The following is a 26112-nucleotide window of genomic DNA, read 5'->3' on the forward strand; positions in this document are numbered from 1 at the left end:
CCTGACTGTCGTTCCGAATATATTCTCTCGAAAGAGGAGGTGTCATTATCAAATGAGGTGAGTATTCTGTCAGGATCAGAGGATCGCACACGTACACCTGAATCGATTCCTTTGTGCCCATACACCCGTAGGTCAGCTACTAACGGTGTATGAGTGAAAGTTGAAATCCCACTACTCGTTGATCCACCGCGTGGACACGATGGAGGACGTCAGTTATCATAGTAGTATTCTCCATTGGATTTCTGTTCTCGGTCAAGTTGGCTGCCAGGCTTATTGACCCGAGGACGTCCCGTACGCTCATCGCGACGGAACGTAATCTCGAGCGACGAGAGAAACGCGTTCATCCCGTCTCGTACCGATTGTGGTGGATTCGCGTGCCCATGATCTCCGGGGGATCCTTCGAACACGACCAAGCGATCAGCGACCCGATCAATCACGAAGAGGTCGTGATCAACGACGAGGATCGGGTGATCGGTTCGTTTACTAAATCGATGAATCTCGTCAGCGAGGGACACGCGCCGGTCAACGTCCAAAAACGCAGACGGTTCGTCGATGAGATACAGATCGGCATCGCGGGCGAGGCACAGTGCGATACCGACTCGCTGTAGTTCGCCGCCCGAGAGCGAATCGAGAGGTCGGTCGTACAGCACCTCGAGATCGAACGGATCTCGGATCCATGTTTTGAAGCGTCGGGAATGAGTGTCAGTAACCGCTGTGAACTGTTCGTGCACGGTCTCTTGGCTATCCGGCGTCATGTACTGTGGTTTGTACGAGACGGAGAGAGTACCCTGAACAGCCCCGCTGTCAGCTTCAATACTCCCTGCGAGCAGTTTCACGAACGTCGTCTTCCCGAGAGCGTTCTCTCCGACGATGCCAATCGATTCACCCGCGTAGATCTGTCCAGGATCGACTGACAACGCGAATCCCGGGAATTCCTTCTGGAGTCTTGGATACTCGAAGATTGTATCCTCGTTGGGTGACCCACGCTCGCTGGCTGAAGGAAACTCGATAGCATCGCCGCGGATCTGAACGTTCTCCTCGGTTAGATATCCGTCCAGAAACTGATTGATGCCTGCACGAACCGAGAGTCGTTGGGAGACGACCCCGAAGCCACCCGAATCCCCATACAGGATATGGATCCCGTCTGAGAGCAGGTCAAGCATCGCCAGATCGTGTTCGATGACGATCGCTGACGCATCGGTATCCCGGACACGTTCGTGGATCACTTGCGAAACGGTCGACCGCTGTTTGGCATCCAAGAAGGACGACGGTTCGTCGAACAAGTATAGGTCCGCATCGCTCAATAGCGTCGTTGCGATGGCGACGCGCTGTCGTTCACCACCGGAGAGGTCACCTAACGACCGGTCACTGATTGACCGAAGTCCAAGTTCATCGACGAGACGACCCGGGTCGGTCGATCGAGAGGTCAGTCGCTGTCGAACCGTCTCACCGTCCGTATCGGACAGTGAGTCGACTCGTTGGCTTTTGTAGGCCGTTATAACCGATCCGTCACGGAGCCGTTCGAGATGTGTCTGGAGGGTCGTCCCCCGGAACGATTCGATTGCTCTGTCCCAGCTGGCCCCGTCCGGAGTTCCGAAATTCGGCACCAGTTCACCGGCCAGGATACGTAGGGCAGTGGTCTTCCCGATCCCGTTCCGACCGAGAAGGCCGATAACCGAGCCTTCGTCCGGTGCCGGGAGGTTATACAGTCGAAATCCGTTCTCGCCGTATTGGTGAACGAGTTGACCGGTTTCGGAAGGGAGCGGGACGATTCGGATCGCATCGTTTGGGATCTTCTTTTCGATGAGCTTGTGCTCTCGCATCACCTTGCTGTCGTCGATGTGGAGGTCGCCCTCGTCGGTGACGTGAAACCCCTCGTGACCGGATCGATTCAGTGGATCGTATTTGACGGCGATGTTCCGCACCTCGTCGGTAACCTTGTCCTGGTCAATAATTGCGACGTATTCTTCGCTCTGTGTATCGGTAGGAAGGATCATTCGACGGAGATGTCGATGAGTGCCATGTCACCGCCGACCGCGGAGGTAATCGCCTCCTGGAGGTCGGCTCTCGATTCGGGCCGATATCCGTCGATACCGAAGCTCTCGGCGAAGGTGACGAGATCCGGATTGGTTAGTCCGGTTCCAAACGACTCACCCGTATGATCGCGCTGTTTCTTCGAGATAAGTCCATAATCGTTGTCGTTGAATACGATGATGGTGTAGTCACAGCCGGACCGAGTCGCTGTTTCGATCTCGGCGGCATTCATCAGGAACCCGCCGTCCCCAGTCGCCGCGACGACGTTCGCATCGACCGCAAGATCGGCTGCGAGACCGCCAGGAACCGCGATACCCATCGACGCGAGCCCGTTCGAGATGATGCAGGTGTTCGGCTCGTACGTCGGGAAATTCTGTGCGATCGCCATCTTGTGATTCCCGACGTCCGATACGAGCACGTCCTCGGGCGCCATCGCCTCACGTAATACCGGCAGTACACCTTCGACGGTGAACGGAGCCGTCTCCCGTGGAGTCCGGTAGACATCCGAGACGATTCGCTCTCTGAGGTCGGTGAACCACCCTGTCTCGAAGGTCGAACCAGCGGACCGGTACCAATCGGTGAGGTTCCGCAGCGTTCGGCCGCTGTCCGCGATGACCTCGATATCGGGATCATACGCTTCGTACACTTCCGCAGGCTCACTATCGACGTGGACGAGCGGCGCTGCTCCATCGTTCCATTCGGCCGGATCGTGTTCGGCGATATCGTAGCCGACGGTGATGACGAGATCCGATCGTGAGATGGCTACTTCGGCTTCACCATCGGTTCCGGATCCAAGCGTCATCAGCGACTGCTCGTCGGCATCCGACACTGCTCCCTTCCCCATATACGTCGAGACGACTGGGATACCAGTCTCCGTGACGAACTCGCGGAGTTGCGTCGCGGCTTGCGTACGGACGGCCCCGTTTCCAGCAATCACGACCGGTCGCTCCGCCTTTCGTAGGAATTCTTGAACCTGAGCGAGCGTATCGGGATTCGGCGCAGCGAACGGAATTCGGTCACGAGAATCCAGCGGACGCATCTCGGTTTCTTCAGCAGCGACGTCCTCGGGGAGTTCCAGATGTGTCGCCCCAGGTTTCTCGTACTCGGCGACCTTGAATGCCTTCCGGACGGATTCGTGGACAATATCCGGACTATCGAGTTGTGTGTTCCACTTGGTCACTGGTTCGAACGTCCGTAGCACGTCGATAGCCTGGTGGCTCTCCTGGTGGAGCCGTTCGAGTCCGCCCTGTCCAGTTATCGCGACCAACGGACTTTTGTCTAGATGGGCGTCGGCGACACCCGTCAAGAGATTCGTCGCACCCGGGCCGAGCGTCCCGAGACAGACGCCCGCATCGCCAGTCAAGCGGCCGTGTACGTCGGCCATGAACGCGGCACCCTGTTCGTGGCGGACCGGGATGAACGTCACTTCGGAGTCCCGAATGGAGAACAGCAAGTCCTCCAGTTCCTCGCCGGGGATGCCGAACACGTGGTCGACGCCCTCGCGTTCGAGGCAGGCGACCAGCAGATCCGAGGCTTTCATCATTCGACCCACACCGTCTTTCGGTTGACGAACTCCTTGATTCCCGCTTCGGACAGTTCGCGTCCGTAGCCCGAGTCTTTGACGCCGCCGAAGGGAGCCCGAGGATCCGATTTTACCAGCTGATTCACGTAGACACAACCGGCGTCGATACGGCTAGCAATCCGCTTGCCTCGGTCACGATTTTCGGTCCAGATACTCGCCCCGAGCCCGAAGTTCGTGTCGTTGGCTTTGCTGACTGCCTCGTCCTCGTCGGCAACCTCGTAAACTGTGGCAACGGGACCAAACGTTTCGTCGCTGTCGACAGGACACCCCTCGGGGATATCGGTCAGAATCGTGGGTGGGTAAAAGACCCCTTCACGGTCGATCGGTTCACCGCCAGTAACGACCGTTGCCCCAGCGTCAACGCTCTCCGCAACCTGTTCGTGTAACTCCTCCATGAGATCCTGCCGAGCCTGGGGGCCGATATCGGTCTTCTCGTCCATCGGATCGCCGACCACGAACGAGTCAATCTCGTCGACGAATGCATCGAGGAAGTCGTCGTACACGTCCGTATGGACGATGAAGCGCTTCGCAGCGATACACGACTGACCGCCGTTCAGGTTCCGTGCCCACGCGCCGGTCTCGGCAGCAGATCCGATATCGGCGTCGTCCAGCACGATAAACGGGTCGCTCCCACCCAATTCCAGCACCGTCTTCTTGAGATGTTCGCCGGCTGTTGCGGCGACAGCCCGCCCAGCCGGACCACTCCCAGTCAGCGTCGCCCCTCGGACGCGGTCGTCTGCGATGATGTCGTCGACGAGATCCGACGGGATCAGTAGTGACTGGAAGACTCCCTCCGGGTAGCCGGCCTCCCGGAACACGTCTTCGATTGCAAGCGCACACCCTGGCACGTTCGAAGCGTGCTTGAGGAGGCCGACGTTCCCAGCCGTGAGGTACGGAGCGGCGAACCGGAACACCTGCCAGAACGGGAAGTTCCACGGCATCACCGCGAGGACGGGTCCGAGCGGTTCATACTCGGTTTCGACCGTCGATCCGGGAGGGCTCGGGTGGGGATCCGAATCGAGATAGGTACTCGCATACTCTGCATAGTGGTCACAGACCCAGGCACACTTCTCGACTTCCGCAATGGCCTGCGTGATCGGCTTGCCCATCTCCCGAGTCATCGTCTCGGCGTACTCCCGTTTGTTGTCTCGGAGGACCTCACCCGCAGTCGCGAGGAGTTGCTCGCGATCCCGAACCGAACGGGTACGCCAATCGTCGAATGTCTCGGTGGCACGGTCCAGTGCCTCTGTTACGTCGCCCTCGGTGTGTTCTTCATACGTTTCGATCCGAGTTCCGGTTGACGGGTCGACGACATCCATAGGGTCTAGTAAGCCGCGATGCAGACGTATGAATATTCAGACGAATCGAATCCCGAACTCCATTTTACGTCGCGGAGGATAAACGCTGAAATAATACGAATTTGCGATAAATAAGTAGCTTCACCAAGATACTCGGATGAGATCCTATCTGAGGGTGTTGCGCATTCTATGCCGATAATCGAACCGGAGGTGATTCAGCGAGACAACGAGGAAATACAGTCGATTCTCAAAGACCCGTGTCGGTAGTCGTCTCGGGGTCAGTCCGGAGAGCCCAACGCAAGCGGAACGCCTGTGCCAGTTCATAGAGCCACAGGACGATGAGAGCGGTGTACCCGGGGCCGAAGAGATACGCCGACCACGGCTGATCCTGATAGAAGAAGCCGACGCCAACCACCAAGATTGCGATGTTCCACACCCAGACCATCCACGTCGAGATCACCGACGGGATGACTCCATCCGGGAGGAGATCGGTCGCATCAACGGAGGTACTGCCCCCCAAACGTCCTTCGCGCAGGGCAGGGAGATTCCGGAAGTAGAGTAAGAGCCCGGCGAGTGCGATCGGGAGCGCCCATCCCACGAAGAAGAAGTGGAGCGCGCCGTCTTCGATATACGCCGGATCCACCCACTCGACGCCGAACAGCACGAACGGTGCGAACCCCGCCGGCCCGAGCATCCAGAACTGCGCTACTAGGACCGACAACGCGATACCCGACCGGGAGTCTGTCGACCGATACGTCTGGACGAGGTTGTACAGGTACAGTGCAAATCCCGTCGCGAAGAGGACCAGTCCAGTCGCCGTGACTGTCCGGCCCATCCCGATCCAGGGGCCGGTAATCAGTGGAAAGATGCCGGCGACGAAGAACCACGCCGAGTAGTTCCGTAACCTCTCGCTGTAGAGGTCGGTACCGAGCACGCGAGGAAAGAGGTCATAAAGCGTGCCGATAGCCGCGAGGCCGAGGAAGCCCCAGGCGTTGGCGTGGACGTGGGCTTCGCGCAAGCCGAGCCAGCCGCCAGGAACCTGCCAGATGTGGGCGAACAGGCCGTACGCGTACGTGATGCCCCACAGAAACACGAAAACCGACACCAGGTACAGCCCGATTGTTGCGTTCCACGCCCGATCGCTTTGCATAACCATCCGCAGCATCATTACCAGCAATCCGGCGACGAGGAGCCAGATCGCGATGAGTCCGCCATCGAACGCCCAGATGTGACCCCATCCACGTCCGTACCACAGCAGGAGAAATCCACCGTTCAATCCGATGAAATTCAGCCAGTTGTAGTACTTCGAGGGCAGTGGACGATCGAGTTTCCGAGCCGTGAGCTGGGGAAGCATTCCGAACAGGAGCTGCGTGAACCCACCGATCGTCACGAAGTGAATGTGACTCCACGAAACCCAGCCGAGCCGCGGGACCAGATTGAACTGCTCGAGACCGTGATAGACAGCCAATATGAGACCAGCGAGTAGAAACAGCGCACCTGCGAGGTGGAACGGGGTGAACCGAATCGGGTGGCGTGCCATAGTTATACATACGGACGCAGTCCCCAAATGAGTTCTTACAAATTGCATAGGAACTCTCTGAACTTGGGTCGCTATCGGATTGATCTGAAGCCTGTCCTATCGTTTCTCATACTGTTATTTAGTATTCGAATCGAAACACGGTTTTGAAGCATGCTAGGAAGACGAACGTGAAGAGGGGCGTTGTACAGATTGGCTAGAATTTCCGTACGAACTATGGGTTAATTTTCGGGCTATCGCAGTTGGTCTCCCTTCTGATGGGCACGGACGGACGCGTGTCGGAGAACGGTCAGTAACACGTACGTCTCGTACTTCTGTGTCCGACAGTGTTCACAGGGTTGCATGTCCAGAGTAATATCGTCTATAACGTCGGCGTAGTTATCGGTCAACGTGGTCAGAGCATCCTCGATCAGGGGTTGTACCGCGTTAACCATCTCCTCGACGGCAGCGTCGGCCTCATCGGGAAGCGAGTAGGAGAGTACGATCGTGTTTGCACCGTAGTACTTCGTAGTGCCACCGCGGCCCTCCTCGAATCGAACGACGTCAACGAGCCCGGCATCACGCAGTTCGTTGATGTGATGGCGGACGGTGTTCTCGGTACGATCGATGCCCCGGTCGTCGAGTCGCTCGTGAACGTCGGTCGCGGTCAGCGTTTCGTCCACGAGAATATCGAGGATCATTGCCCGTATCGGTTCGTCGATCGCGTCGGAGACACGTGTATCTCGAACCGACTGGCAGGTAGACTACGACGTCGATCCGATCGAAATTCGCGATCCCGTTGCGGAGGCCCTCGGCGTCCTCGAACCGGGCAAGCCGTTCGTCATCACCTACACGGACGCGGTGAAAGAGGCGGGGCACTCCTGTCCGACTGCCTCAGGCGCCTACCGGATCGTCCAGCTCGGGCTCGACGCCCTGTATCCCGACAGCTATCCAGTCCGGAGCGAAATCGAGGTCCAGGCGGCCGGCCCGCGGGACGATGCGACGTACGGCGTGATGAGCCGCATCATCTCGTACGTGACTGGCGCGACCGACGACGATGGATTCAGCGGGCTCGCCGGCGGCTACGGCGGCCGCCGTGATCTCCTGCGCTTCGACGTGTTCGACCCGGACACGGCGGAGCCGACGTTCCGGTTCCGGCGAACCGACACGGGCGAGACCATCGAAGTGATCTACCACGTCAGCGACGTTCCTGACGGTGGACCCGCAATCGGGAATCTCCAGGGGATTCTCGACGGGTCGGCAAGCGACCAGCAACGGGAGGCCTTCGCTGACGCCTGGCACCGCCGGGTACAGGTCGTCCTCAGCGACGGCTCGCTGTTCACCGTCGAAGCGGTGTGAACGCGCCGGTCTACCCCTCACACTCGAAACAAGTTACTGCGGTACACTATCGATCTCCTCGAGCGCCTCAGTAGCGACATCACCGAGTTCTCCGGCCTCGATATGTGAATACCGCTCTCTCACCATCTCCTCCGAATTGTCGAGATACCGGGCGGCGACGGTATATCCGAATGCTCGAACGAGAACTTCACCCATCCCACGCCGGCCGCCGTGGGGCGCCAGATAGTCGTGTTTCGGATGGTCGATGTCGATCTCGGCAGCCTCTGAGAGTCGCTGGAGAATCGACCGTGCGCCGTCCGTCGTAATCGACGGCGGCCGAATATCCTCATCGAGCGCCAGCAAGAGGTCGCGAGCGTATTCTTCACGGCGCTCAGTAATTGCCTCCGGGCGTTCCCCTCGGTCGGCTAGCTCATCCTCGACGAGTTCCGCTAGCGTCCGTTGGTCGAACGTCGGAAACACCGGCCATCGTTCTGTCGGCGGGTCCATCAGTTGGCGGTAGCTTCGCAACGGCGAGATCACCGGGTCGGGAAGACTGGCGGCGTCCCACTGCTGTTTCTTCCGGTAGACGTCCATACTCCCGTCGTCAAGCGACAGGTCCTCCCAGCGGATGCCGCGCCGGCGGGGGTCGTTCGGGTCCCGGAGGAGTTCACCAACGCGGACGGCGGTGTACGCGATGACGAACACCAAAGCCCGGTCACGAGCCGCCTTCAGCGCCGTGTATCGTGCTCGCTGCTTGTTGGGGGGGTCAGTATCTTCCGGAAGTGTCGTGTACGCCTCGACGGCGTCGCGGGCCCGTTCGTCGACGTGACGGGTGAGTGCGTGGCGCTGCTCGGATGTCCAGGCCTGCTGGTCGCCGGGTTTGCGACCATCGTCCTCCGGGAGCGGCGCGGTCGCGCTCGCCCGCTGGGCATAGTGTGCTTCGAGATATCCCTCGTTGACGCACCAGCCACACCACGCAGAGATATAGCGGTAATAGGTTTGTACCGTGTTCTGTTTGAGTCCCCGGTCTCCTCCGAGATGCCGGGCGTACGCCCGGAACACGCGTTCGTCGAGATCGTCGAAGGTCGGCTCCCTGTCGACGTCGTCGGGGACGATCCCGGTCCACTCGTCGTCGCCGCGGTCGCCGGCGGCCCACTCGGCAAACCGCTCGAGTTCGCGAGCGGCGTTCCGTCGGTAGTTCCCGCCGTCGCCACCGCGGCCTTTCCCCTTGTCCTGGAGGTAGCGCTCGAACGACTCGGAAAGTGAAGTCCTCGGGGCCCGTTCCGTCGGTGTATTCCGGTCCATACTCTCTTGAAGTGTTGAAACGTAGTCAGTCACACAGACAGACGCCGCCTTCCCGGATCTGGCTTACTGCGAACTGATGAACAGCGCTGGCGAGATCAGTCATTGCTTCCGCCTGTTCTTGGGTTGGACGCCCGCCGCCGTAATAACTCTCTGTCCGGTTCTCGCTGTAGAGGTCCTTCATCGCCTCTGCAGTCTCCCGCTCAAACAGCCCTATCTGGTGGGAACGTTCGTAGCTGAACTGGTGGTCCTGAAAGTCCTGAAGCGTATCGTTCGTCATCGCAAGCGCGTACGCCGCGATCGACCGTTCAATTGCGCCGAAACAGACCTCGATGACAGCCGTGTAGTACCCATCCTGTGACTGAAGCGTGTCAACGACCTCTAGGAGGCGACACGCTTTCGTCAGCTGTGTCTTCCAGTCTTCGTCGGCACTAATTCCGTCCTCGAACGCTGTTCGACCGCGTCCGACCATCTCAAAGGCATCCTGTGCACGGTCGAGTGCTGCGAGCACAGCTGTCGGGTCCGAGCCGTTACTCATCGGCGGCTCCTTCCTCCAGGAGGAGGTTCTCGACGGTTTCGAAGTCACTCGTCTTGTAGACCGGAATTCCCGAAACGATGATCTCTCGGATATCCTCGGTGTACGCCGGGATCGCCTGAACGGCCTCGACATCGATATCGTAGGCGTATCGGTCACCATCGAACTCCGTATCTTCGAGATCACGGGCAATGGCGTTCGCTTCTCGTTGGCTTTCGGCCCGCCCAGACCGGGTTAGCACCCAGAGATCGATATCGCTCCGTCGGTCAGCCTCGCCCCGAGCCACACTCCCATAGAGGATGATGCCGACGACGTCGTTGATGTTCTCACGAAGCTCCGTAACCGCAGCTTTGACGGGTTGATGATACTCTGGTTGGGGGATCCGAAGGATCGGATCGTCTGGAATCGACAGGCGCTGTCTGTTGATCTTGACGAGTCGCTGGTTGCTTTCGGGCGATTCGACGACCAGATCGTTCGCGATGAGAACGTTTACTGCCCTCCGGACGGACTGGTGTGAGTGACCAATCTGTGTCGCGAGTTCTCGCAGTGAGAAGTCACTGAATCGGTGGTTTGTTAAAAAGAGAAGGACGTCGCTCGTCGCCTTGTGTTTGAATAAAGTCGGATCTGAAGGGGGTATTGAAAGAGAAATAGCTGCCCCAGACGAATTCGTACTATCCGTCTCGCGGTTCATGTGCCGTATCACGGACCACTACTATATAAACATTATACGTGAGTCGAAAACAGCCTAAATATACATCTGCCAGCAACGGATGTGCGGAGAACGAGATGCGTCAACTCTGGCCCTCACTATGCTCGGTCGCTGGGGCTAGAAAATCCTACTCTCGGATGGCAAACCCCACAATTTCGATTCGCCGCTGGAGTTGTTCCCACTCACGCGCAATCTCTCGGCGACGGTCCTCTTCAGTGACGTCGAGTACCTGGTCAGCGATCGTTCCGCGAAGCTGGTTCGGCGATTCGACATCGAACTCGTCCTTCCATCCTCGGATTTGAGCGTTCATCTCGGTGAGCCGTTCGGTGAGGTCTTCGACGGTGTGGTCGCTGTCTCGAAGGCGTATGGCCTCTGTAATCGCTTGACGACGATAATCGGGGAAGTATGTCGTGTGGGCCCCGGTGTCGTCACGGTGGAGGATGCCGTCGTCGACGAGCCGTTCGAGGACGCGCTTGGTCGGACCGTGTGACCAGCCCGCGTTCGACGCGATCCAGTTCGCCGTCCGTGGCTCCGATAGTTGCCGGGCGAACATCCGCACGCGGTCTTCGCCCGTGGTCTGGCGGTCCATGAGGCTCTCGGATTTCGGTTCATCTTCAGTCATACACTATGGTTCACCCACTGTCCGATATATATGGAGATCATTGGTTCTATATCGATCTTGTCCTTCGCAATAGCCACGACCTCGGCTGAGGAGAGTCAAAGAAATCTCGAACCCTGTTCTTGGCGGCTCTACCCTGGGGGAAGCGTCTTCCTGAGCCGATTGCAGCATTCGTGCTTCACCGACGGCGTCGGGGTACTTCAAAGTGGTCGTGATTACCGGCGTAATCAGGACCACCGGTGTCAGAAGTCTCATAACCATATTTCCTATGATAGAAGGGCTCTATCCCCCGAAATTCGGATTTGGCCAACGGTATAAATCATATACCGCTATACCAAAGCCGCGACCTTGGAAGTTGAGACTACAACGGGTATAGCAGGGCTGTAATGCGTGGATTTTGCCGATTTGGTCAGCGGAAACCACCTCAATTCTCTCTCCAAGCGGCCATTCTTGTCACACTTCCAATGGTAAGGGCGAATTTTCGAGACATCCAACAGTGTAACCACTCAGACTGCGCGCTAACCCAGACTGAGTGTCTCTCTATCCGATTCCAGTCTCCTTCTTCAGCAGCGTCAGTGTGTTATCTGCCGTCACCATCGGCGAGTGCTCGTACTCACCGGTCAACGCGACCTGGACGAGCAAGTCGACGGCTCGCCAGATCGAGTACAGCAGGCACGCGAACGCGAAGTAGAAGAAACGAAGCCCGAAATTCTTCGACGTGGTAGCAGCCATGAACCGCTTTATCGATCTGTACCCGCTCTCGATTTCCCACCGATACCCGTACTCAGTGAGGTGCCCACTCCCACAATTCGTCATGAACACCGAGTACTGCCGGTGGTCGTCGTGCTCGGAGTCCTCTTTCCGTCGGTAGATCAGCGTCGTCTCGTGCCATTCGTTCCTCCCGAGGTGAAGCCCGCGGTCGGTCTCGTATCGATCCCGATCTCGTTGGAGCAATCGATTCGCCTGTGCCTTCTCGCTGGTCTGCATCCGTTTCGGGACGACGTAAGACAGCCCGCGCTGGCTGATCATCTCCAGAACGTGCTGGCTATCAAATTCCCGGTCCATCAGCACGTTATCGACGTGAACGAGGTCCTCAGCTGAATCGAGCAAGTCCTCGACGATTTCCAGTCGAGTCTCCCCCTTTCGGACGGGGCGCGCGTCCAGCACGATAGGGACGGCATTGCCGACCAACTGGACCGTCGCCCACTGGTAGGCATACTCGTCGGTCTTCTCCTTCGTGCCGATGATCTCGTCTTCGTGCCCAGTCCTATCACCAGTGAAGGGATCAGCTTCGGTAATGTCGATTGCAACAATCCCAGCTCGGAAGAACTGCTCTGTCTCCGAAACTTCGTTCAGAAGTCTTCCGATGGCCTGTCGGTACATCTCTCGGATCTCCGCAATTGAGAGGTCACGAACTTGCTCGCGATGGGCGTGCCCTAACGGTGTCCGCTCACGAGTTGACTCGTAGGTGAAGCTCCGAGCGCCCTCGTTGGCCGCGAGGCGCTCACGAAGTCCGAGATACGTCTGTAAGTCCCAGTAAGCGTTCTCGTGAATCTCACAGCCCTCACCTCGATCCAGTGAGAATGCCGGGAAGACAACACGACTGACGTGCTCCGTAATTGTTGCCGCTTCGTCAAGGACAGCTTGATCGTCTGGGTCCGATTCGTCCTCTTCGTCACCGTAGGATGGAAGACGCCGTTCTGGTTCGCGTGGGACGGCAACACCCGTGTCCTGGGCTTTGATGAGGATGGTCCGCGCAGCTGTTTCGACGGTACTGCGAAGCTCGGCAGTGAACCGTTCGTGCCAACTGCGCCATAGCGTCGACTGGTTCGGTAGACTCTCCAAGCCTAACTGCTTGCGGAGTGCCGGGCGACACTCGAGATACTCGATCAGCGCTGTTTCGTGTTCCCACCCATGACACTCCTTCAGTATAAATACGCGAAAGAGCGTATCCATCTCGTAGCGAGTCGACCCTGCGTAGCGGTCGTGAGGGCTGAATTTAACGTACGCTAGCGGGAGCGAATAGACGAAGTTCTCGACTGACTCGTGGTGGTCGTGTTTGAACCACGTCTGTGAGACAGTCCGAATATCTGATTCCAGTCCGGCAAGCGAGGACCGATCGTACAGCGGTGTCGAATCGTACACTGGCCACTCAGCATACGGTCGCTGTGCGATTTGCCGAAAGACAGTCCGGTGAGAGTCCTGGGTCACAGCCACTACGGGATGCTGGCCCCGAGACGTTCAAGAATCCGATGTATAGTTATTAGTCGCTCGCGTGATATCCGTCCGCGGAATGGGTTCCTGTGATAATCAGCACGACCGTCGAACGTTCCTCTGCGGTGTTGGCCCGCTACTGCTGGGACTCGGACTCGCTCGTTGTACTTGGTGGTGGAGATGAAGACGACGGCGGAGACAGGGGAAGAGGGCGAAGACGAAGGGGAAGTCGAGAACCTTCGCCGACCGGAGCTGAGAAACACTCCTTCAGTATTTTGCAGGATTGGTGAGATTTCCATCAGAGTTTGGACAACTTCAGTTCCAGACTCAAGCTATCAGGAGAGAACCCACCGAGATGAATATAAGACCTAATGCGTAGAAGATAATGTATCGGTCCCATCTAGTATTCTTTCGTTGATCGATATTCCGATCCACCACTGCAGATTCGATTCTCCCCCTATGCGAAGGACCTCCGACACCGCTTGTACGAACATTTCCCGCACCTCCAACAAAGAGAAGCAGAAGAAGACCAACCAAGAACAATATAAACGAACTATCGAATCCGAATATGAACACAACACCGGTAAAGGTGATTGCCGCTAGAACGATCCCAGAAATTGCCGAACGAACGAGTTTCTTATTCACTGATCTCCGAAATCTCATTGCCAGATGACTCCGCTGGTTCTACTATCTCGTCTGTTCCTTCCGAACTATGATTAATGTTTTCGTATTTTTGTTCTCCCCAAAAGGTAGACATCCGAGAACTATTTTGAATTAGTCCACATACGCCGTTATTACTGAAAATTATTATATTCATCTGCTTATTCCTATCCGCATCTTCATATACTCCGAAACCATATGGAGGAATATTGGTAGCGTCTGTAATCAGAGTAGATTCTTCAATACAACGCTCATCTTCAAACTGCCTCAAAGACTGGATTCCTTCTGGCGGGAGAATAAGCTCTAATGATGAGTCCTCATCGCTAACAAACTGATGAAGATTATCGTATATTCGATAGGTGAGGACTGGGAGTACCAAATGCAGCGACAAGATTGATTCAATCATCTCAAACAGCTTCTTTGCCGGAAGGTCAGGAATTGACTCCGTAGGGACAAATATCTCAGAATCATAAAGTACATTCGGAGGAACCTGCCCAGAGCTATGAATGTCATTTCGGATATCCCATAGCTCTAATGATTTTTTTATAACATCATGGTAGTAGATACAAGTCTGATAGATGAACCGGCCATAGGGATTGAGAGTGTATTGGCTATCATTTTTATTCATCAAACTATATTGTTCTAATTCACGCAAGGCACGATCAACAGTTGAACGTGAGACATCCAGTTGATCAACTAATTGTGGTTTTGTATACGAATCAGTGGAAATCAGCTGGATAATACTTTGACGTTGAATAACTATACTAAGCACTTCTTCCGAGGAGGGCTCCACACGTCGGGGAAACATATTGGATAAATATCACTACAACAACTTATTTGTTCATACAATTAGGATATTTCAGACATGATAATTCTATCACTCCATGAGAGATCTTGTAGTATCTGATTATTCGTTCATGTATCCTCTCTAGAACCAGATTGAGGAACAATCCCAGATCTACAGATACTCGGCCGCTAACACGAGAATTCAGGTCTGAGAATCAAATAGTCAATCAGAGTTAAATTTAATAATAATTACATGAAAGTCTACCCTTCCCCTCACCCTAATCGATGTCTCGTAAAGACCACGAGAGATCGATCGAGGCGTATCGAGAAAGAATATCCAAGGCGATCGGTAGTGGAGGAGGATGTGCAGAAGCCTGGGAAGCCTCACAAGAACAGCGTAATTCAGAAGAGTCCAATCTCAAACGTCGCGAGGTCCTAGAAAAAAGCGCGAAGGCGAGTGCAGGTGGCTTCGCACTAAGTTCTCTCGTGCCCTCTACGGGGGCAAAGATCGCAGACTCACCGCAGTTGGAAACTCAGCTGAATAAAAAAGTCCAAGAGTACAATTCTATGGATGCAGTGGTTGGCGTCCTCGAAGCCAACCTGCAACCAATTCTGGATAGGCTATACGAGGAAGGCCATCTCACCACACGTTCCGCGGTGGAAATGGTCGAAGAACCGTCGCTAGAGACGACCAGTAACACCTTCGTCGAAGCTAACCTTGTTGGAGGAAAAGATGGCCAAAGTGACGTGGGGCTTCCAACAGCATCGGTTCAAGTCAATGCACCTTCTGCGGGCGAAAAGGAAGTCGTCCTCCGCGCACTTCCAGCTGTTGACTCCTACTATGCATTACTAAAAAATCCAGAAGAGCAGGCAGTTCAGACATATGAACTCGTCGAAGCAGATGGGAGCATATACGCCCAATACACAGACTGCTGCTTCAAAAACGATATCTGCTATCTCGGATGTGGGGGGCAAGGATGTTACTGCAACCAGTATACAGTGTATTGTTGCTCCGGATCCTGTACAGAGTGTAGATATGAATTGAACCGGGTGAATTGGTGTAGTGCATGTGGTTCAGACGGTCCATGCAAGGGTAACAATTGTGGGAATTAGAAGGTAGACATCTTCTACATCACACTACGCTTCCTTATTCTTCCTACCATATGCATTGAAACAGTTGGTCTCAACTACTGCTTCACGCAGGAGACGTGCGGGGCGTGCGCAACGCAACGAGAGAAAAACGAAGGCATCGAAGATGCGTATCCGGATGTCGAATTTCGCGAGGTCGACATCCAGACCGATCTGGAGACGGCCGAGGAGTACGGCGTCCGAAAGACGCCAACGACGCTCGTGTATGCGAACGGGGAGCGGACTGACGAGTTCATCGGCATCGTCGACCGGGACGAACTGGAGGAGGCTATCGAACGTGCAGACCAGCAAGCGACCGGACTCACGCAACGGCTCGCCAGCATCGTACGCAGATGACGGAAACCAAACAATCAGATATGAACTACAGTAGACGCCAGTTTCTGGGAGCGCTCGGAGCCGGCACAGTCGCGACCGCGGGACTCACTCGGCCAGTCGCTGCACAGGAGACGCCCGTCGTCAAGATGGGAAACAACTACTTCGACCCGATCGGGCTCTATGTCGACCCCGGCACGACCGTTCGCTTCGAGATAGCTGCCGGAGCACACTCGGCGACGGCCTACGAGAACCGGATTCCATCCGACGCCAGCGCATTCGATAGTGGCGTCATCTCGTCGGGAGGATTCGAGCACACGTTCGAGGAACCGGGCACGTACGACTACTACTGCATCCCGCACAAGTCGGTCGGGATGGTCGGTCGTATCGTCGTCGGTAGTCCCGGTGGCCCGGCCGAGAACAGTCCGATTCCGAACGGCGACGTACCCGACAGCGAAGCGATCGTCGAACAAGGTGCGATAGCGTATGGCTCCAGCACCGGAGGTGGCGAGAACTATGGTGGCGGAACGATGGGTCCCGGGATGGGGTCTGGCTCGGGGATGATGAACGGTCGAAACGGCGGTATGATGAATGGCCGGAACGGCGGCTGGTTTGGCGGGCTGCCGTTCGCCGGCGGGGTACTCGGAATACTCGGACTGGTCGGTGGACTGCTCTACTTGTCACTGGGTCGAGGTGACTCACCTCCCGAGAGTGACGGTTCCGCGATGGAAACCCTCCAACGTCGATACGCACGAGGCGAGATCGACGACGAGGAGTTCCAGCGGCGCCGTGAGCGATTAGTGAAGGATCAAGGGAACTGAAGCCTCTCGAATGCTGTGCGTGTAGAGGGCCCAACGCTCGTTGATCACAAGCCAGTAGCCAATCTCGACGCTAGACGATCCGTGCCGAACCCAAGTATCGTCAACTGAAAGTCACGAGTACAGCGATTTATGCCGATTGCCACCGTACGTTCGAGGAACTAATGGTTCGATGTTACATCTGTGATTCACAGTGCACCAGCGACGAGGAGGTGTTTGTCTGCGAGCACTGCGGATGCTGCTGCCACCAGCACTGTATGGAGGAATACGATACCGATGTCTGCCCGAAGTGCGTTGGAGAGCCGATGATCGGGGCAATCGAATTTTAGCAGTCTAGGCACGCTGCCACCGCTGACAGCCCGGAGTCGAAATATGGATGCCCAGCTGGTGAAATACTTTCTTGACTCTCCCCGTAGCACGGGTATGTCTACAACCGTCGAACTCCCCGACGTCGATGAGACGTGCGCCTACTGTGGGTCGCGTATCTTCGACCACGACCCGATCTGTGTGCGCGACTGTGACGACGTGCGGGTCGCCGACGTACTTCTGCAACTACGCGTGTCTCTCGACCTACGTGGACGAAAATAGCCTGACGACTGGCGACGCCTGTGAGTGGTCGCCCGACGACCCCGACTGCTGTTGAGGGGACCCCTCAAGTCAGGGTAATCACTGGAGCATTACTGGCGTGAGCAACTTTGTGGATGTAGTCGACGAACTTCCCTAGTGGTTCCTCATGTCTACCGAGCGTACCTCCGACGGCCTGCTCCGCATCGTCCTGATCGTCCTCCAGTGATCGTCCTGTTCCCGCTGTTGATGATGGTATTCGCGATGCCGATGATGGGCATGATGGGCTGGTGGTGGGGCGGCGGGATGGCTGGCAGCCTCTCACCGCTGTGGGGCATCGGGATGAGGCTCGTAGTCCTCGTCTCGGAGTGGGAGGGACTCCTCGTGGTAGGTTTTTGTAGAGATCAGGACCGTAATGAGCTGGATACCATGGTTCGGGAACCGAGGGGTCCCCAGAACGAGCATTGGGCGACCTTTCTTTGAGAGCGGATCACTCGCCCAGACGATGTCGCCGCGGTCCAAGTCCTCGAACGCCGTCACTGTACTTCTTCCATCTCGTCGGTCTGGAGTTCCTCGAGATGCTCTTCACCATACTGTTCGTCCGCAGTCTCGTGGTGTCGGTGGAGTCGGTAGGCAGAGTGGAGTCGTTCCTCGTCGTCCGTGATTGCCCAGTACGGGCGCTTGTGTCGCACGAGCTCGCGTTCCTTCAATCGCGAGAGGATTGCGCTAACAGCGTCCGTCTCCAGTCCGAGTTGCTCGGCGATCGTTGCTGCCTTCCACGCACGGTCATCGTGCTCATCGAGGAACTGTACGATCCGCTCGGTGTCATTCCGTTCCTCGAACTCGTCGCCGTCAGCGTTTTCGAACTCGTCGATATCGATGGTTCCGCCTGACATAGAGGAGTGTTGGAATTATTGGAACATAGTTATTTGGTATGTTTGTTATGTTGGGTCAGTTAATTCAGTGTCCAGAGATGCGATATGGAGTCATTCTGAAGGTATGTGACGAGGTGTTCCTTAAGATCGGGCATCCAGTACGCCGCCAATGCATAGGATACAGCGATCGCAGACCTGCACCGGGCCTTCGGGGTGACCGGGTTCAACACGGAACCGCGTGTGCGCTATGAAAGCGTCTCCGACTCGGCGAATGGTGGCTGAGGCGACTCAGCAATCGGGTTCGCTACGATGTGCTGTATCGGAGTGGCTTCGGGGCGAGGAGGCGGTGCTTTCGTAGATGTCCCACCGGGACTCAAAATCAGGTTTCGTACGTAGAGGGCGTACCGAATAACCCCGCATCGTGACCCCCTGGCTCCCCAGGGTGGTGAACCACTAATTTGTAGCTGTACGCACCATTCGGTTATATGCGAGAATACGACCAGGCGATCGGACGTATCGCCGCGTGTTGTTCGGCCGTTGGGGCGTCCTACCGGGGGTATCTGGATCAACGTGGCCGCCAACTGGTCACGATCAACTACCGAAACGGTGTGTTTACGCTAGTCACGTCGCCGTCCGATGGGTACTTCCGCGCGATGTCCGTCCGCCAACTATCGAATCTCGAGGATTTCGACATCACGCGAAGCGAACCAATCGTCGACGTCGAGAACGAACTGACGGACCTGTTCGACAACCTCCAAACAGCCAACATCCGCATCGACTATCTGACCGAGACGGACGAGTCGACGAGCCTCGAATATTTCGACGGCTATCGGACTATGAAGCCGTTGTACGTCTTCGAAGATGGATTCGGACCCAAAGCGTTCGACGAGTCGTTGGCCGAACTCGACCAGATCAGTCGCAAGGCGTTCAATCAGACTCTCGACCGACTAGATGTCGATATCGACCGACCCGAGGAGACGGCTGGAAGCGAAGAGCAACCACAGGAAACCTACGGGCGGGCGTTTCATTAGCGCTTGACAGCGGCTGAATGTGCTGTGTCGAGCACGTTGGGGACGTTATTGAAGCAGTGGGGCACATCTCGAAAACCACAATCGGTGGCAGAGGCACTCGCGAGAGTAAGAGATAGGTCCTCGCAAACGGTCGAAGTGACTCGATACAAATTGGTCCGATAGCTGCATCGACCGAGCCTGAACGGTAACGCACGCTTCTGTCCGGGGTGTGCACTGCTGAAGTCGCTATCCAGTCTTCCACTCAACTACATCGTATGCCCCCGTTAGCTTTGGACCGCGGTTCATGGACACAAAAGAAACTAATTGTTGGGGTAGTAACTTGATCACGAACTAATATGTTTCTGACCCTGATCCAAATCGATGGTATAATACAGGGGATCTTGAGTGCAAATATACCGAAAATTCTGATTCTTCTTGGGGCGGTCTTCCTCATTGGAGCGGCGACTGGTAAGGTGCCGCGATTCGGTGAAATCAGTCAGTACAGGAAATATTTGGCCACCATCGGTGTGGCACTGATAGTTACTGGAGTAATCTATCCGATAGTTGTTCCGGGTCCAAATGATGCTGGAGTGCAGGGCGAAGCCAGTACAGATACCTCTGAGAGGAGGGGCGTGCAGGGTATCGAATTCAATGTGAACATAGAGGAGAAACCGTATGATACCTCTGGAAATCTCCGTTTGGAGGATATGGACTGTCCAGTGTCAGTCACGTTGACTATCGATCTGACCGTAGATGATGGGGTCGATTCCGTCTACTACACAGTGGAGCGAAATGGAGTCGACGATGCGGAAGACACCCTCGAATTTGACGGAGATATCACACGGAGTATCGAATACAACGATACGGTCACTGAGTCAGGCACGTATACATACAGGGTGGAGATTCTCCGCCCTGATAGGAGCGAGGTTAGTGAAGTTCAAGAGGAAATTACGATCATGTGTTCCGAACAGCTACAACCGAAGAGGACTCGCGGCTATACGGGGCCGCGTTTTCGACAAATACCGTCTGGGTCGATCGGCACTCACTCGATCCAAATAATTGGTATATCGGGTAGAGCTACGCTACACGAATAACCCCGCAAGAGTGGTGGTGATGATAACCGTATCCGATGCGCCCTTCCACGTCGCTTCTATATTGTCCGATGAACTGGAGGCGAACGGGGCGGTGTATGTGACTGATGCAGTGCCGCTGGCATCTGTCGTCACGGATGATCTACTGAGTTCGCCCGTCTGACCGCCTACCTCCTGGCTCGACACGGATAGTTCGACGGAGGCACCTTCCACCGGGTCGCCATCTGCATCTTCGGCTGTCACCTCGATGGTCGTGCTACTCATCGGGGACACCTGTGTCTGTTCGGCCGATAAGCGGACCGTGCCTTCACGCGAGGCAACCGAGACACTCTGCTGAGCGGTGTCCATCTGTCCGTCATTATCGGTGACCGTGAATTCGATATCGTGTGTCCCGTCAGTGTCGGCGGTAAACGTGAACGTCTCACCCGACCCACTTGCGACCGTCGTTGCGTCCCTCTCGATCCGCCACTGATACTCTTCGATGGTCCCATCCGGGTCTTCGGAGTCACCCGCGTCGACGGTGATGTCGTCACCCTCTCTCGGTGACGCGGGAGTGACGTCGAACATGGCTATCGGTCGCTTGGATCCAGCGGCGACGGTGAGCGTTTCCGTCGTTCGACCCGTCTTACCGTCGTCATCGGACACAATCAACGTCACCGCGTACGTTCCTTTGCTGAACGTCCTCGTGATCACTTCTCCTGAGTCCAGTTCGGGATTCTGGAACGGTTTTTGGCGAATCTCCCAGGAGTACTCTTGGATGGCTCCATCCGGATCATCAGATTCGCTCGCATCGAGGGTCACTTCCTCACCCGCAACAGGTTCAGCGGGTGTAATATCGAAGGCGGCGGTCGGCGCCTGGGAGTCTTCTACAGTTACGGATCGTCCCGCTTTATCGGTCTGTCCGGAATCGTCCGTAACGATGAGGGTAATCTCGTAGGTACCCGGTGAGCCGCTGAACGTGAACGTCGCCCCGGTCCCTTTTCTCATCACCTCGGTGCCACGCCTCACACGCCACTGGTACTGTTCGATGGTCCCGTCCGGATCATCCGAATCGCTCCCGTCGAGGGTAATCTCCTCGCCGGTCGTCGGGGAATCTGGAGTGACGTCGAACTGGGCAGTCGGAGGCGACCCGCCCTCGATATTGATCGATTTCGTCGCCGTATCCGTGCCTCCATGCTCATCCGTGACGGACAGCGTGACCTCGTACTTCCCCTTCTCGAACGTTCGGGTGACGGTTTCACCCGACGCGAATTCCGATTGGTTGGGTCCCGCTTTTTCGAACTCCCAGTCGTAGCTGGTGATCGAGCCGTCAGGATCGTATGACTCACTGGCGTCGACGGTGAGGTCCTCGCCGGCGATGGGGGATTTGGGTGAGACGGTGAACTCGGCTACGGGCGGTCGGGTGATTGTAAGCGTCCGTGAATGTGAGTCCGTCAGGCCATCTTGATCACGGACGGTGAGCACGACGGAGTAGGTTCCTGTGTTGAACGTCCGTTTCACAGTCTCACCGCTGGCCGTGTAAACCGTCGCCGACGACAGATCCTGAAACTCCCAGTCGTAATTGCGTATCTCACCATCGGGGTCGAGCGAGTGGCTCGCGTCGAACACTACTTGATCTCCCGGGGCGGGGGGAGAATTCGCCTTGATCTTGAACTTCGCTGTCGGAGCTTGAACGGCTGAAACCGAAGCTGAAGTTCGTGCGTTACGGTTGCCCTGATGCACCGTCAATACGATATCAAATTCACCGGGATAAGGGAACGATACGCTGAATGTCTTGCCCGCTCCCTCGGAAATAGGGTCCCCATCGTCGAACACTTCCCAAGAGTATGCGTCTATCGGTGTCCCGGGTGTCTCACCGGTGAACACCACTTCTTCACCAACGACGATCAGATCGTCAGGTGTTCGGATTTTCGGCTCCAGCGCACCCTTCTTCTCTTGAACTGATACTTCGAGTGTGTCGGTGTCCGTCGCCCCGTCGTCGTCAGTCACTGTCAGTTGCACCGAGTACGAACCGGGGTCCTCGAATTCGTGACTGAACGTTTCCCCGGTCGTTTTCCTCACCAACGTCGAATCGTCGTCATCCTCTTTCAACACCTCCCAATCGAAGCGCGTGATCGTGCCATCCGGATCCTGTGACAGCCCGGCGTTGAACTGAACCGATTGGTCCACCGCCGGATCCAGGACGTTGGCATCAACGGCGGCGTTGGGGGGTTGGTTTCCGCGCACTGCGACGGAGATCGAGTCCTCGACGGTGTTGCCTTCGTTATCCGTCACCCGACAACCGACCGTCCGTTGACCAGTTGAGGACCACCGGACCGAGGTCGTATCGTCACCCGAATCGGGGACATCTCCAAACCACTCGTACGTCGAGATAGTGCCATCATCCGGATCGGAGGCGTCAGCAGTGTAGGTAACCCGTGAACCGATGTTGACGCTCTTCGGGCCGGTTACTGATACCGACGGGAGTTCGTCTGCAGTTACCTGGACGGTTATCGTGCTTTCGGCGGTGTTTCCATCATCATCAGTAACGCGGCACCCAATCGTTTTTTGACCGGAGGAGGTCCAGTGAACCGAAATCGTGTCGCTTCCGGGATCAGGTGAATCCGATTCTTCATCGTCGTCTCCATCGCCATCTCGGCCTCTTCTCCCATCATCTCTCCCATCCCGATCTCTTTTCCCATCATCCCTCCCACCCCGACCTCTTCTACCTCGGCCTCCACCCCCACCTCTTCGCAGTGTCCTCATATCCATCGCTTGCACCGACGACTTTTGGGTTTGCTCGAAGGTCCCGAACCACTCGTAAGAGGCTATTGAGTCGCCATCCGAATCTGCCGCCTCAGCAGTGTATGTCACCGACGATCCCACTGTGACTTTTGTCGGACCGTTGATCGACAGCTTCGGTCCGCTGCCTTCGACCCGAACGGTGATCGATGCCTCGGCAGTGTTCCCCTCATCATCGGTCACTCGGCATCCGACGGCTTTTTGACCTGGTGAGGACCATTCGACTGAGATTTTCTCATTCTCAGTATTTTCCACAGCTCCGAACCACTCGTAGGCGGCTATCTCACCTGGCATGCCACGGTCCGGGTCAGTTGCCTCGGCAGTGTAGGTCACCTCGGTGTTGGTAGTTGTTTGTGTTGGGCCGGCAATCGAAACTGTGGGCTCCTGATCTTTGGTCGGTTCTTTACGCGATTTGACTTGGACGGTAAAGGAGTCCTGGGCCGTGTTGCCCTCATCGTCGGTTACTTCGCAGCTGATCGTTCGTTCCCCGGTCGACATCCAGCGGGGTGAGGTGGTTTTGGTGCCGGTGTTCGGGACCGGTCCGGACCAAGTATATGACGCGATTGTTCCTCCGTCGGGATCCGTCTCATCGGCCGTATAAACTACACGCTCACCTTCGATGACTGTCTCCGGTCCCGCTATGGACACAGTTGGTTTCGCTTCGTGGCCCGACTCGTCTATCGATAATTCGACTACGGCCGTATCAGTCGCGCCGGCGTCATCGGTTACAGTAAGTTTTATCGAATAGGTGCCAGCCTGATCGAACGTATGCACCAGTCTCTGATTCGTACTTGTTTTGATGGTCGTCGATTCGGAAGCAGCTTTATCAATTAATTGCCATTCATGCCCGGAGATAGACCCATCGGAGTCGCGTGATTGACGCGAGTAGAAAGTGACTGTCTCGCCCAGTTCCGGGACCGCTGGCTCCACGTCAATGGAAGCTTGAGGGGGTTGATTTTGTACTGCGAGCTCCGTTTGCTCAGTTGTCGAATTTCCATCAGTGTCCGTTACTGTAAGGCGGATTGCATAGGTTCCGGCGGGAAACGTTCTGCTTACCGTTTCGCCGGTGGCCGTCCCGTGGCGCTCTTGATTTTCCGTGTCTGTGAACACCCATTCGTAGTTGGTAATCGACCCATCCGGATCGGTGGATGCAGTCGCATCGAATCGAATGTTTTCGCCGGGGTTCGGCGGATCGGGAGTAATGTCGAAACGTGCAACCGGAGCCTGTTCACCCGCAGCCGGGCTGATGGAGACTTGTTTTGACGTTTTATCCGTCACTCCCTGCTCATTGGTGACCGTCAATTCGATCAGATATTCATCCGAATTATCGAACGTATATGTGATAGTTTCTCCACTGGTACTGTCGATGGGCTCAGGAGTGATCGTCTCCTCGCTTAGCCGATATATGTCCCATTCGTAACTGGAAATCGAACTGCCCGGAGCGGTTGATGTAGACGCATCCAGCGAGATGTCGTCATTGACTGAGGGCGATTTTGGAGATAGACTGAACCGTGCTTCGGGCGGATTCGCCACTGAGAGCGTTTTCGATTTCGTATCTGTTGCCCCATCCTGATCCGTGATCGTAAGTGAAACGGCGTATACTCCCTTGTCGAAGGATTTGGTCACAGTCTTTCCAGAATCGGATTCGGTTCGCTGAGAGCCTTGCTCGGTGAATTCCCAGTCGTAGCTATCGATTTTTCCATTGGGACTGGTGGACCCATCGGCTGTGAATCGAACTTTCTCTTCAGGTAAGGGCTCCGAAGGGGCCATCTCGAACGCCGCCGTTATCTCTCCACTACTCTCAGCGACATTAATGGTTTTTGCCGTGCTACCGGCGTTTCCACTCTCGTCGGTGACAGTCAGGCGGACGGGATACTTACCAGCGCGAGGGAACGTCGTTTTGAAGGTTTCCCCGGATCCCGAATCCAGTTGCTGTGATCCCATGTACGTTTGCCAGGAATATCGTAAACTCTCGCCTTCAGGATCGTACGAACCGCTTCCGTCAAACTGAATCTCCTCACCTGCTTTTGGAGTTTCTGCGGACCAGTCAAACGCGGCAGTCGGTTTTGAGGCTTGTCTTTCCGGAGTTTCGTCGGGGGTTGTAATTTCTATTTCCTTTTCGGCTTCGGCTACAGATGAGCGCCCGATATGTCCGCCTGAGGCACTAATATCAAGTTCGACTGTTTCCCCAGGATCCATTAATAACATAAAGCGCACCCAGCCGCCCCCAGTTTTCACTGGCTCAGGATCTTCCTTTTCACTAACACTAAACACATTCCATATTTTCTTATCTGTTTCATCTAATATCTCCTCAATATCACTCAAATAATTATTATATTGCTGTATTTGATCCTTCACACTCAATATTGTATCCACATACGGGTGTGATCTAACCAGTTCTTCGGCTTCTGCTGCCAAGAGTTGCAATGTCCGATCTCGAATTTGAGACGCTTCGGATGGTATATCATGTGCTGGGTCGAATTGGGCAACGTAGTCGGGATCCTTTTTTGTAATAAATCCTCCTCGAAGTGATTCGGGATACACAACAGAAATATCGAGTGATTGGCAAGAGTCCATATGAATCTGATCTTCCTCGTCAAACTCTTCCGCATACCTACGGAGGGCAGTACCTTGCGCGTATTCAGTCATTACTGCCGCTGTTGTCGCATGTACGTACACCGGCACAGCGTATTCCGAGACAAAATCATTTAGCGGAACGGGGTCATATTTTACGATACTCAAAGTCGTATACACTTTCCCCCATAAGGTATCATATCGATAATGTTGACCTCTCAGTGTGTATCCCGCCTCGGCCAGCGTTCCGGTTTGTGAGAGGTGATCAGTCCCTCCATCGGCGGATATAGCACGCTCCTCTACTTCGGACCAGTCCACATCGTTTGGCAGGTCTTTGTCTGTCAT

20 protein-coding genes and 2 pseudogenes are annotated in these 26112 nt (G+C 55.8%); 7 read left to right on the plus strand and 15 right to left on the minus strand.

Translation table 11 applies throughout. From position 1 onward, the window contains the following. Window positions 1–209 precede the first annotated feature (209 nt). The 5 genes from DU502_RS11710 to DU502_RS11730 all read right to left on the minus strand — a co-directional run bounded on the left by DU502_RS11710 (window position 210) and on the right by DU502_RS11730 (window position 7131). Window positions 210–1997 (minus strand): ribosome biogenesis/translation initiation ATPase RLI, encoded by a 1788-nt coding sequence (locus DU502_RS11710; protein ID WP_121921924.1) that lies wholly within the window; start codon window positions 1995–1997, stop codon window positions 210–212. Beyond that, window positions 1994–3574 carry an acetolactate synthase large subunit gene (locus DU502_RS11715; RefSeq protein WP_121921925.1) on the minus strand — a complete coding sequence of 527 codons (1581 nt, stop codon included), beginning with the start codon at window positions 3572–3574 and terminating at the stop codon, window positions 1994–1996. Before DU502_RS11715 ends, DU502_RS11710 begins: the two co-directional genes overlap by 4 nt. Continuing rightward, on the minus strand, window positions 3574–4935 hold the full coding sequence (locus DU502_RS11720; protein ID WP_121921926.1) for an NAD-dependent succinate-semialdehyde dehydrogenase: 1362 nt from the start codon (window positions 4933–4935) through the stop codon (window positions 3574–3576). The genes DU502_RS11715 and DU502_RS11720 overlap by 1 nt, the downstream gene beginning before the upstream one ends. Before the next feature lie 226 nt (window positions 4936–5161). Further along, a complete protein-coding gene (locus tag DU502_RS11725) occupies window positions 5162–6454 on the minus strand; it encodes a hypothetical protein (RefSeq protein WP_121921927.1) in 1293 nt (430 codons plus the stop codon). Window positions 6455–6684: 230 nt separating this feature from the next. Continuing rightward, window positions 6685–7131, minus strand: coding sequence for an ArsR/SmtB family transcription factor (locus DU502_RS11730; protein ID WP_121921928.1), 447 nt, complete (start codon window positions 7129–7131; stop codon window positions 6685–6687). A 7-nt stretch (window positions 7132–7138) separates the two neighbouring features. Between DU502_RS11730 and DU502_RS11735 the strand changes: the two genes are divergently transcribed. Continuing rightward, entirely contained in the window at window positions 7139–7789 is a 651-nt protein-coding gene (locus DU502_RS11735) for a hypothetical protein (RefSeq protein WP_121921929.1), read from the plus strand. Window positions 7790–7822: 33 nt separating this feature from the next. Here the strand turns inward: DU502_RS11735 and DU502_RS11740 are convergent, their stop codons facing one another. The 6 genes from DU502_RS11740 to DU502_RS11770 all read right to left on the minus strand — a co-directional run bounded on the left by DU502_RS11740 (window position 7823) and on the right by DU502_RS11770 (window position 14600). Next, window positions 7823–9073, minus strand: a complete 1251-nt coding sequence (locus tag DU502_RS11740) for a phage integrase SAM-like domain-containing protein (RefSeq protein WP_121921930.1) — start codon at window positions 9071–9073, stop codon at window positions 7823–7825. Window positions 9074–9098: 25 nt separating this feature from the next. Continuing rightward, window positions 9099–9608, minus strand: a complete 510-nt coding sequence (locus tag DU502_RS11745) for a DNA-binding protein (protein ID WP_241966859.1) — start codon at window positions 9606–9608, stop codon at window positions 9099–9101. Continuing rightward, window positions 9601–10296 (minus strand): nucleotidyltransferase domain-containing protein, encoded by a 696-nt coding sequence (locus tag DU502_RS11750; RefSeq protein WP_199722780.1) that lies wholly within the window; start codon window positions 10294–10296, stop codon window positions 9601–9603. The genes DU502_RS11745 and DU502_RS11750 overlap by 8 nt, the downstream gene beginning before the upstream one ends. A gap of 145 nt (window positions 10297–10441) precedes the next feature. Further along, on the minus strand, window positions 10442–10936 hold the full coding sequence (locus tag DU502_RS11755) for a DUF7342 family protein (RefSeq protein WP_121921931.1): 495 nt from the start codon (window positions 10934–10936) through the stop codon (window positions 10442–10444). Window positions 10937–11473: 537 nt separating this feature from the next. After that, entirely contained in the window at window positions 11474–13150 is a 1677-nt protein-coding gene (locus DU502_RS11765) for a transposase (RefSeq protein ID WP_121921933.1), read from the minus strand. Between the two features lie 634 nt (window positions 13151–13784). Next, window positions 13785–14600 carry a helix-turn-helix domain-containing protein gene (locus DU502_RS11770; protein ID WP_124897068.1) on the minus strand — a complete coding sequence of 272 codons (816 nt, stop codon included), beginning with the start codon at window positions 14598–14600 and terminating at the stop codon, window positions 13785–13787. Between the two features lie 278 nt (window positions 14601–14878). On the opposite strand from DU502_RS11770, the gene DU502_RS11775 reads away from it, so the two are divergent. The 4 genes and pseudogenes from DU502_RS11775 to DU502_RS11790 all read left to right on the plus strand — a co-directional run bounded on the left by DU502_RS11775 (window position 14879) and on the right by DU502_RS11790 (window position 17515). Continuing rightward, a complete protein-coding gene (locus tag DU502_RS11775; RefSeq protein ID WP_124897069.1) occupies window positions 14879–15706 on the plus strand; it encodes a hypothetical protein in 828 nt (275 codons plus the stop codon). Between the two features lie 135 nt (window positions 15707–15841). Continuing rightward, on the plus strand, window positions 15842–16078 hold the full coding sequence (locus DU502_RS11780) for a thioredoxin family protein (protein ID WP_241966866.1): 237 nt from the start codon (window positions 15842–15844) through the stop codon (window positions 16076–16078). Window positions 16079–16098: 20 nt separating this feature from the next. Further along, on the plus strand, window positions 16099–16875 hold the full coding sequence (locus DU502_RS11785) for a plastocyanin/azurin family copper-binding protein (RefSeq protein WP_121921935.1): 777 nt from the start codon (window positions 16099–16101) through the stop codon (window positions 16873–16875). Between the two features lie 420 nt (window positions 16876–17295). Continuing rightward, window positions 17296–17515 (plus strand): annotated as a pseudogene (locus DU502_RS11790) (hypothetical protein). 260 nt (window positions 17516–17775) lie between these two features. Here the strand turns inward: DU502_RS11790 and DU502_RS18980 are convergent. The 3 genes and pseudogenes from DU502_RS18980 to DU502_RS19210 form a co-directional block, all read right to left on the minus strand. After that, window positions 17776–17976 (minus strand): annotated as a pseudogene (locus DU502_RS18980) (PemK-like protein); the annotation flags it as partial. Next, complete coding sequence (locus tag DU502_RS11805; RefSeq protein ID WP_121921936.1) at window positions 17973–18332, minus strand: MarR family transcriptional regulator; 360 nt, start codon at window positions 18330–18332, stop codon at window positions 17973–17975. The gene DU502_RS11805 and the pseudogene DU502_RS18980, both read right to left, overlap by 4 nt. 120 nt (window positions 18333–18452) lie before the next feature. Then, window positions 18453–18584: a DUF7558 family protein gene (locus tag DU502_RS19210; protein WP_449271754.1), complete on the minus strand. Its 132-nt coding sequence runs from the start codon at window positions 18582–18584 to the stop codon at window positions 18453–18455. A gap of 212 nt (window positions 18585–18796) precedes the next feature. Here DU502_RS19210 and DU502_RS11810 point away from each other — a divergent pair, with 212 nt between their 5' ends. Together DU502_RS11810 and DU502_RS11815 are read left to right on the plus strand one after the other, a co-directional pair. Then, entirely contained in the window at window positions 18797–19342 is a 546-nt protein-coding gene (locus DU502_RS11810) for a hypothetical protein (RefSeq protein ID WP_121921937.1), read from the plus strand. A 335-nt stretch (window positions 19343–19677) separates the two neighbouring features. Beyond that, on the plus strand, window positions 19678–20415 hold the full coding sequence (locus tag DU502_RS11815) for a hypothetical protein (RefSeq protein ID WP_121921938.1): 738 nt from the start codon (window positions 19678–19680) through the stop codon (window positions 20413–20415). On the opposite strand, the gene DU502_RS11820 is transcribed toward DU502_RS11815, so the two are convergent. Next, complete coding sequence (locus DU502_RS11820; protein ID WP_121921939.1) at window positions 20404–26112, minus strand: PKD domain-containing protein; 5709 nt, start codon at window positions 26110–26112, stop codon at window positions 20404–20406. The two genes, DU502_RS11815 and DU502_RS11820, sit on opposite strands and share 12 nt — an antisense overlap.

It is taken from the genome of Haloplanus aerogenes, assembly GCF_003856835.1.
GTDB lineage: Archaea > Halobacteriota > Halobacteria > Halobacteriales > Haloferacaceae > Haloplanus > Haloplanus aerogenes.